This is a genomic window from Streptomyces sp. URMC 126 (genome assembly GCF_051386555.1).
Classification (GTDB): Bacteria; Actinomycetota; Actinomycetes; order Streptomycetales; family Streptomycetaceae; genus Streptomyces.
The window spans coordinates 20,645-31,268 of sequence record NZ_JBPQTX010000045.1 but is presented as its reverse complement, the minus strand read 5'-3'; the positions used below and the strand labels follow the sequence as shown (position 1 = coordinate 31,268).

Annotated in this window: 10 protein-coding genes and 1 riboswitch; of the genes, 5 read left to right on the top strand and 5 right to left on the bottom strand. The window is 72.8% G+C overall.

The genetic code is table 11. The annotated features are described in order from the left end of the window. The 3 genes from ACSNOK_RS08490 to def all read left to right on the top strand — a co-directional run. Positions 1–1,291, top strand: a 1,291-nt coding sequence (locus tag ACSNOK_RS08490; protein WP_436779979.1) for an HD-GYP domain-containing protein, incomplete at its 5' end; no start/stop codon positions are given. Positions 1,292–1,631: 340 nt separating this feature from the next. Continuing rightward, a complete protein-coding gene (locus ACSNOK_RS08485; protein WP_436779978.1) occupies positions 1,632–2,618 on the top strand; it encodes a tetratricopeptide repeat protein in 987 nt (328 codons plus the stop codon). A gap of 89 nt (positions 2,619–2,707) precedes the next feature. After that, positions 2,708–3,337 (top strand): peptide deformylase, encoded by a 630-nt coding sequence (gene def, locus ACSNOK_RS08480; RefSeq protein WP_436779977.1) that lies wholly within the window; start codon positions 2,708–2,710, stop codon positions 3,335–3,337. A 72-nt stretch (positions 3,338–3,409) separates the two neighbouring features. Here the strand turns inward: def and ACSNOK_RS08475 are convergent, their stop codons facing one another. The 3 genes from ACSNOK_RS08475 to ACSNOK_RS08465 form a co-directional block, all read right to left on the bottom strand. Beyond that, positions 3,410–3,829 carry a YciI family protein gene (locus ACSNOK_RS08475; protein WP_436779976.1) on the bottom strand — a complete coding sequence of 140 codons (420 nt, stop codon included), beginning with the start codon at positions 3,827–3,829 and terminating at the stop codon, positions 3,410–3,412. A gap of 164 nt (positions 3,830–3,993) precedes the next feature. Further along, positions 3,994–4,950, bottom strand: coding sequence for a ribonucleotide-diphosphate reductase subunit beta (locus tag ACSNOK_RS08470; protein ID WP_436779980.1), 957 nt, complete (start codon positions 4,948–4,950; stop codon positions 3,994–3,996). 107 nt (positions 4,951–5,057) lie between these two features. Next, positions 5,058–7,481, bottom strand: a complete 2,424-nt coding sequence (locus tag ACSNOK_RS08465) for a ribonucleoside-diphosphate reductase subunit alpha (protein WP_436779975.1) — start codon at positions 7,479–7,481, stop codon at positions 5,058–5,060. A 172-nt stretch (positions 7,482–7,653) separates the two neighbouring features. After that, a riboswitch (adenosylcobalamin-variant (AdoCbl-variant) riboswitch) is annotated at positions 7,654–7,754 on the bottom strand. Positions 7,755–7,991: 237 nt separating this feature from the next. On the opposite strand from ACSNOK_RS08465, the gene ACSNOK_RS08460 reads away from it, so the two are divergent. Continuing rightward, positions 7,992–8,315 (top strand): hypothetical protein, encoded by a 324-nt coding sequence (locus tag ACSNOK_RS08460; RefSeq protein ID WP_436779974.1) that lies wholly within the window; start codon positions 7,992–7,994, stop codon positions 8,313–8,315. Then, positions 8,312–8,503 (top strand): hypothetical protein, encoded by a 192-nt coding sequence (locus ACSNOK_RS08455; protein ID WP_436779973.1) that lies wholly within the window; start codon positions 8,312–8,314, stop codon positions 8,501–8,503. The genes ACSNOK_RS08460 and ACSNOK_RS08455 overlap by 4 nt, the downstream gene beginning before the upstream one ends. A gap of 133 nt (positions 8,504–8,636) precedes the next feature. Here the strand turns inward: ACSNOK_RS08455 and mctP are convergent, their stop codons facing one another. Together mctP and ACSNOK_RS08445 are read right to left on the bottom strand one after the other, a co-directional pair. Beyond that, on the bottom strand, positions 8,637–10,262 hold the full coding sequence (gene mctP, locus ACSNOK_RS08450; protein ID WP_436779972.1) for a monocarboxylate uptake permease MctP: 1,626 nt from the start codon (positions 10,260–10,262) through the stop codon (positions 8,637–8,639). Beyond that, positions 10,259–10,534, bottom strand: coding sequence for a DUF3311 domain-containing protein (locus tag ACSNOK_RS08445; protein WP_436779971.1), 276 nt, complete (start codon positions 10,532–10,534; stop codon positions 10,259–10,261). The genes mctP and ACSNOK_RS08445 overlap by 4 nt, the downstream gene beginning before the upstream one ends. Positions 10,535–10,624 lie beyond the last annotated feature (90 nt).

Below are 10,624 nucleotides of genomic sequence, written 5' to 3'. Positions count from 1 at the left end.
CCCCCGTACCGCCCCCCGGGGCCCACCGGTGACCGCCGCTCCCGGCGTCCGGACGCTGCGCACCGTCCACCTGCTCGCCTGGGGCGGAGCCCTGCTCGCGGTGGCGTTCACCGCCCTCCACGGGCTCCAGCGGCCACGGACCGCCTGCGCGTACGGGCTGCTCATCGCCCTGGGCGAGGCCGCCGGACGACGGCCGGAGCGGCTCGGTCCGCTCGCCGGCGCGCCGGTCGGCGCCGCGGGCTCCCTGGCGTACGCCCTGCTCGGGGACGGCGGCGTGGCACAGTCGGTCACCGTGGTGCTGGGCGCCACCCTCGCCGGTGCCGCCGGCCGCCCGGGCGGCCCCGGCCACCGGGACCGGCCGGCCCGCCGCCTCGCCGCCACGGCCCTCACCGCCGGCGGCCGCCACCTGCTGCCGGCCGCCGGTCCGGCCGTACCCGAGCCCTGGCAGGGCCCGGCCCACCCGCTGTCCTTGCTGCTGCTCCTCGCCCTGACCGTGCTCGCCGACGCCGCCCTCGCGGCGGTCCTCGCCCGGGCCCGGGCGGGCTGCCGCTACCCGGCGGCCCTCCGCGCCGAGCTGCGCGCCCTCCCGGGGACCGCTCCGACGGTCTGCGCCACCGCCGTGGTGGCCGCCCTGGCCCCCGCCGTCGCCGGGCCCTGGGCGCTGCCCGTCTGCTGCCTGCCCCTGCTCGCCGTACGCCGCGCGGGGGCGCGTGGGGAGGCGCCCGGGCCCTGCCCGCCCGCCGTCGCCTCGCTCGCGCGCGCCACCGACCTCGCGGGATGCACCCCCGCCGGTCACGCACGGCGCGTAGCGGCTCTCAGCCGTGCCGTCGGCCGCGAGCTCGGTATGGCGGAGCGCGACCTCGCCGTCGTCGAGTACGCGGCGCTGATGCACGACGTGGGCCAGCTCTCACTCGTCGACCCGGTCCCGGCCGGGGCCACCGAGCCGCTGCCCGCCGAGGAGCGGCGCCGGCTGGCCCGGCTGGGCGGCGGCGTGGCGCGGCTGGCCCCGCTGGACGCCGCGGTCGCGCCGGCCGTCGCCGCCGTCGTGGAACGGCAGGCGGACCCCTACCGCGAGCAGCCGCTCGCCGCCCGCGTCGTCCGGACCGCCAACGCCTACGACGAGCTCACGGCCCCCAGCGGCCCCGGCGGCCCCGCACGCGGAGGGCACGGGGAATCCGCGCGCGCCCTGGAGCGGCTGCGCCGGGCCACCGCGTACGACCACGAGCCCCGGGTGGTGGAGGCGCTCGCGCGGGTGCTCGCGCGCGGCACGCCGGTGCACCCGGACCCGTGAGACGCCTGCCGCGTCCCGAGTAGCACGACTAACCCACGGGTAATGAGCGGGCGTCCGACGGGGCATGGTTGGATGCGAAGAGAAGCACGCAGCGGGCGCGGAGCACGCGGAGAGACGAACGACCGAGAAATCGTGACGGGAAAGCGGGATCGGGGGGTGTCATGAGCGCTGTCGCGGCGTATGCGTCGTGGAGGGCGTCGCTCCCCGGCACGGCGGCCCGGCCCGCGGGCGGGACCGTCAGCAAGGCGTGGCGGGCGGCCGTCGGGGAGGACGGCGCCGGCCACCAGGGCCATCCGGCGTGGTTGCACGCGGAACGTCGACATACCGGCAGGCGGACATCGTGAGGATCTTCGGCAGGGTACGGCACCGGCCTTCCGCCTCGTGGCGGCAGGCCACCGACCGTGCCTTCACGCTCATCGGCGACGGCCGGTACGAGGACGCCGGCGCGCTCCTGACGCGCGCCGCGGACATGGAGCCGTGGCTGTCCGAGTCCTGGTTCAACCTGGCCCTGCTGCACAAGTTCCGGCACGACTGGGAGCAGGCCCGCGCGGCCGGGCTGCGCGCGGTGGCGCTGCTGGACCGCGACGCGGGCGCCCCCGACTGGTGGAACGTGGGCATCGCCGCCACCGCCCTCCAGGACTGGCCGCTGGCCCGCCGCGCCTGGCAGGCGTACGGGCTGCGGGTGCCCGGCGAGGGCGGCCCGGCCGGCGAGCCGCTCGGCATGGAGCTGGGCAGCGCGGCCGTCCGGCTCTCGCCCGAGGGCGAGGCCGAGGTGGTCTGGGGCCGCCGGCTCGACCCGGCCCGCATGGAGGTGCTGTCCATCCCGCTGCCGTCCTCCGGCCGCCGCTGGGGCGAGGTCGTGCTGCACGACGGCGTCCCGCACGGCGAGCGGGTGACCGCCGCCGGACCGTCGTACCCGGTCTTCGACGAGATCGAGCTGTGGGCCCCCTCTCCGGTGCCCACCTGGGTCGTCCTGCTGGAGGCCGCCACCGAGGCGGACCGGGACGCGCTGGAGCGGCTGGCGGCCGACGCCGGGTTCGCGGCGGAGGACTGGTCGTCCTCGGTGCGGCTGCTGTGCCGCACGTGCTCGGAGAGCCGGATGCCCAGCGACGAGGGCGACGGCGAGCATCTGGATCCGCACGACCACAGCGAGCCGGGCCACCCCGGGCCGCTCGGCCACCGCACGGCCGGCTCCGGCCTGCTGTGGGTGCCCGAGCGCGAGTGCGGCATCGCGGCCCCCGCCGGGCTGGTCCGCGGGCTGCTGGACGGCTGGGTCGCGGACAGTCCCGACACCCGCGAGTGGCGGGATCTGGAAGAGGTCTGCTGAGCGCCGGGCCCGGTCCGCTTACCCTGGATGGGCCCTGGGCTCCGGGGCGTGACAGTGCATTCGGGTTGTGAGAGAGGCGTACGGCGGCGATGGCGCAGCGAGAGACCGACCAGCCGGTGAACGACGAGTTCATCGTGGACACCGAGGACTGCGAGGCGCGGGAGACCGCGCACCGCGAGCGCGGCACGTCCCGTCCGATCACCGTGGTCGGCAACCCCGTCCTGCACAAGGAGTGCAAGGACGTCACGGAGTTCGACGACGACCTCGCCCGCCTCATCGACGACATGTTCGCCAGCCAGCGGACCGCCGAGGGCGTCGGCCTCGCCGCCAACCAGATCGGCGTCGACCTCAAGGTCTTCGTCTACGACTGCATGGACGACGAGGGCGTCCGGCACGTCGGCCACGTCTGCAACCCGGTCCTCGACGAGCTCCCGGCCGACCGCCGCGTCCTCGACGACTCCAACGAGGGCTGCCTGTCCGTCCCGACCGCGTACGCCCCGCTGGCCCGCCCCGACTACGCGGTGGTGCGCGGGCAGGACATGAAGGGCAACCCGATCGCCGTCCAGGGCACCGGCTACTTCGCCCGCTGCCTCCAGCACGAGACGGACCACCTGTACGGGTACCTGTACATCGACCGCCTCTCCAAGCGCGACCGCAAGGACGCGCTCCGGCAGATGGCCGAGGGCACGCCCCGCTACCCGGTCGTCCCGAACGACTGACGCGTCCCGGCCGGGCGGCGCCCGCACCCCCGCCCGGCCTCGCGCTCAGGCGCTCCCCGCCCGGTCGCCCGCTCAGGCGCTCCCGCGCAGCCGTTCGCGGAGCGCCTCCTCGCGGGCGGCCTCCTCGGGCGGGAGCACGTCGGAGGGGAAGTCGGACGGCTCGAAGATCCGCCGGAGTTCGACGACGCCCTCCCGGAACGGGATGCGCGTCGCCCACTCCCGGGCCTGGTCCATCGAGTCCACCCGGATGACCCAGTAGCCGGCGATCAGCTCGCCGATCTCGTCGAACGGCCCGTCGATCACACTGGGCTTCCCGCCCGCGAACACCACCCGGGCGCCCTCCGAGGACGCCCACAGCCCGTCGGCGGCCAGCAGCGCGCCCGCCTTGGCCAGGGCCTCGTTGTACCGCTGCATGTCGGCGATCTCCTGCCGGGTCGGCAGCACGCCGGCCTCGGACTCCTCGGTCGCCTTGACGATCATCATGACGCGCATCAGGTGTGTCTCCTGTCCCGTTGCTGCCCCCTGATGACCAGCCTCCCCGCCGGCGGACGCCAGCCGGGCGCCCCGGCCGCCGTGTCGCCGGTTTTTCGCGAGAACGGGAGCGGGCCCTCCCGGAAATCTCCGGAAGGGCCCGCCGGTCGCCGAAACGTGCCGGCTCAGAACTCGTCGTCGAACGCGACCGTGCCCTCGACCGCCACCTGGTACGCGGAGGCGCGGCGCTCGAAGAAGTTGGTCAGCTCCTGGACGTTCTGCAGCTCCATGAAGGAGAACGGGTTCTCCGAGCCGTAGACCGGGGCGAAGCCGAGGCGCTGGAGGCGCTGGTCGGCGACGCACTGGAGGTACTCGCGCATGGACTCGGTGTTCATGCCCGGCAGGCCCTCGCCGCACAGGTCGCGGCCGAACTGGAGCTCCGCCTCGACGGCCTCCTTCAGCATGTCGGTGACCTGCTGCTGGAGCTCGTCGTCGAAGAGGTCGGGCTCCTCCTGGCGGACGGTGTCCACGACCTCGAACGCGAAGTTCATGTGCATCGTCTCGTCACGGAACACCCAGTTGGTGCCGGTGGCGAGGCCGTGCAGCAGACCGCGCGAGCGGAACCAGTACACGTACGCGAACGCGCCGTAGAAGAACAGGCCCTCGATGCACGCGGCGAAGCAGATCAGGTTGAGCAGGAAGCGGCGGCGGTCGGCCTTCGTCTCCAGCCGGTCGATCTTCTCGACCGAGTCCATCCACTTGAAGCAGAACTGCGCCTTGTCGCGGATGGAGGGGATGTTCTCCACGGCCGCGAACGCCGCCGCGCGCTCCTCCGGGTCGGGCAGGTAGGTGTCGAGCAGCGTCAGATAGAACTGGACGTGCACGGCCTCCTCGAAGAGCTGCCGCGACAGGTACAGCCGCGCCTCGGGGGAGTTGATGTGCTTGTACAGCGTCAGCACGAGGTTGTTGGCCACGATCGAGTCGCCGGTCGCGAAGAACGCGACGAGCCGGCCGATCATGTGCTGCTCGCCCGGGGAGAGCTTCGCGAGGTCGGCCACGTCGGAGTGGAGGTCGACCTCCTCCACGGTCCAGGTGTTCTTGATCGCGTCGCGGTAGCGGTCGTAGAAGTCCGGGTACCGCATGGGACGCAGGGTCAGCTCGAAGCCCGGGTCGAGCAGGTTCTTCTGAGTAGAGGCTTCCGGCACGGAGTGCTGCCCTTCAGGGGTGGTGGTCGGGCGACGGGCGGGCATTACTGGCAGGCCTCGCAGGACTCGGGGTTCTCAAGGGAGCAGGCGATGGCGTCCGCGTCGGGCGCGGCCTGCTGGACGGGGACGGTGGCGGGGGCGCTCGAAGCGGAGGAGCCGCCACCGGACGCCGCGCGGGCGATCCGGGTCGCCGGACGCGAGCGCAGGTAGTACGTGGTCTTGATGCCCTGCTTCCAGGCGTACGCGTACATCGAGCTGAGCTTGCCGATGGTGGGCGAGGCCATGAACAGGTTGAGCGACTGGCTCTGGTCCAGGTACGGGGTGCGGGCCGCGGCCATGTCGATCAGGGCGCGCTGCGGGATCTCCCAGGCGGTGCGGTAGAGGTCGCGCACCTCCTGCGGGATCCAGTTCATGTCCTGGATCGAGCCGTTGGCGTCGGTCATCGCGTCACGCGTGGCGCGGTCCCACACGCCGAGCTTCTTCAGGTCCTCCACCAGGTAGGTGTTGACCTGGAGGAACTCACCGCTGAGCGTCTCGCGCTTGAACAGGTTCGACACCTGCGGCTCGATGCACTCGTAGACGCCGGCGATGGACGCGATCGTCGCGGTCGGCGCGATGGCCAGCAGCAGCGAGTTGCGCATGCCGACGGAGGCGATCCGGGCGCGCAGCGCGTCCCAGCGCTCGGCCCAGGTCGGCTCGGTGTTCGGGTAGTGGTCCGGGTGCAGCACGCCGCGCGCGGTGCGGGTCGCGGACCAGGCCGGGTGCGGGCCGTGCCGCTCGGCGAGGTCGGCGGACGCCTCGTACGCCGCGAGCATGATCCGCTCGGAGATCCGGGTGGACAGCGCCTTCGCCTCGGGGGAGTCGAAGGGCAGCCGCAGCCGGAAGAAGACGTCCTGGAGGCCCATCAGGCCCAGACCGACCGGCCGCCAGCGGGAGTTGGAGTTCCCCGCCTGCTCGGTCGGGTAGAAGTTGATGTCCACGACGCGGTCGAGGAAGGTGACGGCCGTGCGGACCGTGCGGTCGAGCTTCTCCCAGTCCATCTCGCCGTCCGCGCCGAGGTGGGCGGCGAGGTTGACGGAGCCGAGGTTGCAGACCGCGGTCTCGCCGTCGTTCGTGACCTCCAGGATCTCCGTGCAGAGGTTGGAGGAGTGGACGACCTGGCCGGGCTCGGCGGTCTGGTTGGCGGTGCGGTTGGCGGCGTCCTTGAACGTCATCCAGCCGTTGCCGGTCTGCGCCAGGGTGCGCATCATCCGGGCGTAGAGCACCCGCGCCGGGATGGTCTTGACGGCCTTGCCCTCGGCCTCGTACCGGCGGTACGCGGCGTCGAACTCGTCGCCGTACAGGTCGACCAGGTCCGGGGTGTCGGCCGGGGAGAACAGCGACCAGTCGGCGTCGGCCTCGACGCGGCGCATGAACTCGTCCGGGATCCAGTGCGCGATGTTCAGGTTGTGGGTGCGGCGGGCCTCTTCGCCGGTGTTGTCGCGGAGCTCCAGGAACTCCTCGATGTCCGCGTGCCAGGTCTCCAGGTAGACGCAGGCCGCGCCCTTGCGCCGGCCGCCCTGGTTGACGGCGGCGACGGAGGCGTCGAGCGTCCGCAGGAACGGCACGATGCCGTTGGAGTGGCCGTTGGTGCCGCGGATCAGCGAACCGCGCGAGCGGATGCGGCTGTAGGACAGACCGATGCCGCCCGCGTGCTTCGACAGCCGCGCGACCTGGTGGTAGCGGTCGTAGATCGAGTCCAGCTCGTCCAGCGGCGAGTCCAGCAGGTAGCAGGACGACATCTGCGGGTGGCGCGTGCCGGAGTTGAAGAGCGTGGGGGAGGACGGGAGGTACGAGAGCGTGCTGGTGAGGCGGTAGAGCTCGGCCACGTCCTCCAGGGCGCGGACCGAGTGGTCCTCGGCCAGACCGCAGGCCACGCGCAGCAGGAAGTGCTGCGGGGTCTCGATCACGTTCCGGGTGATCGGGTGGCGCAGCAGGTAGCGGCTGTGCAGGGTGCGCAGGCCGAAGTAGCCGAAGCGGTCGTCGGCGCCGTCGGCGAGCGCGGCGTCGACGAGGGCGTCGAGGCGCTCGGCGTGGGTGCGGACGAACGCGGCGGTCTCGTCGGCGATCAGGCCCTCGCGGTGGCCGGTGGCGACGGACGCGGAGAAGGAGACCGCGCCCTGCCCGGCCGCCTCCTCGGCGATGGCGAGCGTGAGGAGCCGCGCGGCGAGCCGCGAGTACTCGGGCTCCTCGGAGATCAGCCCGGCCGCGGCCTCGGTGGCCAGCGAGCGCAGTTCGGCCTCGTCCGACCCGGGGTGCCGGCCGCGCAGCGCGGCGGCGGCGACCTTGCCGGGGTCGGTGGCGGGCAGATCGGCGGTGAGCTCCGTCAGGGTGCGCAGGAGCGCGGTCCCGGGGCCGCCGGTCGCTACCGTGTCCGCCTCGGGCGCTGAAACCGGACCTGAAGCTGGTTCCGCGGGCGCGATCGTCACGTGTGGCTCTCCCTCGCTCGGCTGGGGGCCCGGCGGGAGGGCAGGGGGGCGCGCACGCGCAGGCGGCGGCGTACGGAGGCCGTACGAGGCGTGCGCGCGGGCGTCCACCGGCCCAACCCGCGAGGCCCGGACGTGTTCAGACGCCGTACCGGGCGGGCCCGGTGATGGCGTGCTGCCGGCAGGTCCTCGGACTGCGGAACGGGTGGATTGGGCCCGTACGTACACCGTTGCGGGACAGTTCCGGATTTCCACCGGATTCCCCTGCGGCGACAGCGAGCACGAGCATACATCTAGTGCCGACGGTCGCGCGTGCCCCCACATGTTGTGTCGTCCCGTCATGAGGCGGTCGCGGAATGTGCTAACGGGAAGGGGGCCGAGCCGCCGTTCACGGAAGCGATCGCCACTCGCCGGGCGGGAGAAGGGCGGGGCGCTCGGGCTTCACGAAAGCGTAGGCGGACCTGTTCCAGGGATCGGGCCCGCCGGGCGGCAGAACGTCCGTACGATCCGCTCATGTCGAACGGGAGATCGATCACAGTCGGGCCCGAAGTCGTCCTGACGCGCGGCGGAACCACGGCCTCCTTCGACGGGGCGCGCCTGCGTGTCGGCCGGGACCGGACGGTATGGACGCTGCCCCTCCGGGCGCTGGACTCCGCGGCATGGACCCCGGACGGCGCGGTGCGGGTCGGCATCCACGGGGACCCGGGCCGGCACGACCACGGCCTCGGCCGGGCCGTGGTGCTGCGGGCGCCCAACCGTCGATCCGCGGAGGCGTTCCTCGCGCGGGGTGGTCACCAGCCTCGTCGGGGGCGGGGCGCGGCGTCACCTCCGTGGTGACCGCTTGGGGGTCCTCCCCGGCGGCGTACGAGGGGCGCGTCGAGCTCGTCTACGACCCCGAGGACCCCAGGCGAGCCAGTCGGCCCCTCACGGTCGGCTTCGCCTTCCGGACCCTGTTGCTCGCGGCTGTGGCCCTCGTTCCCACGCTGGTCTTCCTCTCCTGCGTCCGCTCCAACCTGCCGTGGTGACGCCCCATGCCCGGCCCGTGCCGCCCTGGCCGCCGGCGGCCGTCACCACGACGCGGACTCCCGCGACCTCGGCCACCTGGCCGGCGGCAGGGAGGCGGGCCGCGCCGGGGGACGGCCGTAACCGCCCTGGGCGTCAGTGCCCGCCCGGCGCTCCCGCCGTCGCCGGGGGCAGCTCCACCTGGACGCCCGGGTCGCCCGCGTCCGCCGTGTAGTCGGAGGGGCGCGTCGCGTCCACGCCGTCCGGCACCTTGGTGGCCCGGAAGACGAGGGTGAGGACGACGGCGACCAGGACGTTCAGCGCGAAGGCCGTGAGCCCGATGTACCCCTTCTCCCCGATCAGAGGGATGACGTTGGTGTTGCCGAAGTGATCCTGCGTGGCACTCGGGGTGTCGTACGCGCGCCAGGTGCCGTAGATCATGCCCACCGCCCAGCCCGCCAGCAGCGCCCAGCGGTGGAACCAGCGGGTGAACAGGCCGCCGACCAGGGCGGGGACGGTCTGGAGGATCCAGATGCCGCCCAGCAGCTGGAAGTTGATGGCGACCGTCTTGTCCATGGTGAGGACGAAGACGAGCGCGCCCACCTTCACCAGCAGCGAGGCCAGCTTGGAGACCTTCGCCTCGTGCGCGGGCGAGGCGTCCGGCCGCAGGAAGTCCTTGTAGATGTTGCGGGTGAAGAGGTTGGCGGCGGCGATGGACATGATGGCCGCCGGGACCAGGGCGCCGATGCCGATCGCCGCGAAGGCGACGCCGGCGAACCAGTCGGGGAACATGTCCTCGAAGAGCTGCGGGATGGCCAGCTGGCCGTTCTTCACCTTGACCCCGGCCGCCACCGCCATGAAACCGAGCATGGCCAGCAGGCCCAGCATCAGCGAGTACAGCGGCAGGATCGTGGTGTTGCGGCGGATGACGTTGCGGTTCTTGCTGGAGAGCACGGCCGTCACGGAGTGCGGGTAGAGGAAGAGGGCCATCGCCGAGCCGAGGGCGAGCGTCGCGTACGCCCACTGCGCGTCCGGCCCGGTCGCCAGGGCGCCGCGCGGCTTGCCCGTGTCCGGGTTCTTGACGGAGAACGCCTCGCCCGCCTTGGCGAAGATGTCGTCGAAGCCGCCCAGTTTGATGGGAATGTAGATGATGGCGACCGCGATGACGATGTAGATGAGCGCGTCCTTGACGAACGCGATCAGGGCCGGGGCCCGCAGCCCGGAGGAGTAGGTGTAGGCGGCGAGCACACCGAAGGCGATGAGCAGCGGCAGGTCCTTCATAAACCAGTTCGACCCGCCGCCGACCCCCATCACGTCCAGAACCGCCTGGATGCCGACGAGTTGGAGCGCGATGTACGGCATCGTGGCGAGGAGGCCGGTGAGGGCGAGCGCCAGCGACAGGCCCCGGGAGCCGAAGCGGCCCCGGACGAAGTCGGACGAGGTGACGTAACCGTGCTTGTGCGACACCGACCACAGGCGCGGGAGGAAGGTGAAGACGAGCGGGTAGCAGAGGATCGTGTACGGCACGGCGAAGAACCCGGCCGCGCCGCCGGCGTAGACGGCCGCCGGCACGGCGACGAAGGTGTACGCCGTGTACAGGTCGCCGCCGAGCAGGAACCAGGTGATCCAGGTGCCGAACGAGCGCCCGCCGAGCCCCCATTCGTCCAGGTTGTCGGCTTGCTCCGCCCGCCGCCACCGCGCCGCGTAGAAGCCCATGACCGTGACGGCCAGGAAGAAGATGATGAAGACGGTGAGCGCGACACCGTTGACGCCGTCCTTCACGGCCGCCCACCCCGCTTCCGGTCCCGCTCCTGCCGGCGCACGAGCACGTAGGCGACGGTCGTCAGCGCGGTGGAGACGATCACCCAGAGCATCTGGTACCAGTAGAAGAACGGTATGCCGATGAACGCGGGCTTCAGCCGGGCGTAGGAGTCGACCCAGAGCATCGCGCCGAACGGCAGGGCGAGGCAGACGCCGGCGACGGCCATCGGGAGGGTCACGACCGGCTTGCGGCGGCCGTCGGCGGGTGGTGCGGAAGCGGGTGGTTCGGACATGCGACGGCTCCGTCCCCGTGCGGTCGGCGGCATGGCGCGACGCTCGCTGAGCGATTCCTCGCGGCGCGATCATTCGCGTAATGCGCACGA

What these genes read in the sequence shown, in the direction of transcription:
- ACSNOK_RS08445 (WP_436779971.1), bottom strand. Translation starts at nt 10,534, where the DNA reads ATGTCCGAACCACCCGCTTCCGCACCACCCGCCGACGGCCGCCGCAAG.
- ACSNOK_RS08475 (WP_436779976.1), bottom strand. Translation starts at nt 3,829, where the DNA reads ATGCGCGTCATGATGATCGTCAAGGCGACCGAGGAGTCCGAGGCCGGC.
- def (WP_436779977.1), top strand. Translation starts at nt 2,708, where the DNA reads ATGGCGCAGCGAGAGACCGACCAGCCGGTGAACGACGAGTTCATCGTG.
- ACSNOK_RS08470 (WP_436779980.1), bottom strand. Translation starts at nt 4,950, where the DNA reads ATGCGGTACCCGGACTTCTACGACCGCTACCGCGACGCGATCAAGAAC.
- ACSNOK_RS08460 (WP_436779974.1), top strand. Translation starts at nt 7,992, where the DNA reads ATGTCGAACGGGAGATCGATCACAGTCGGGCCCGAAGTCGTCCTGACG.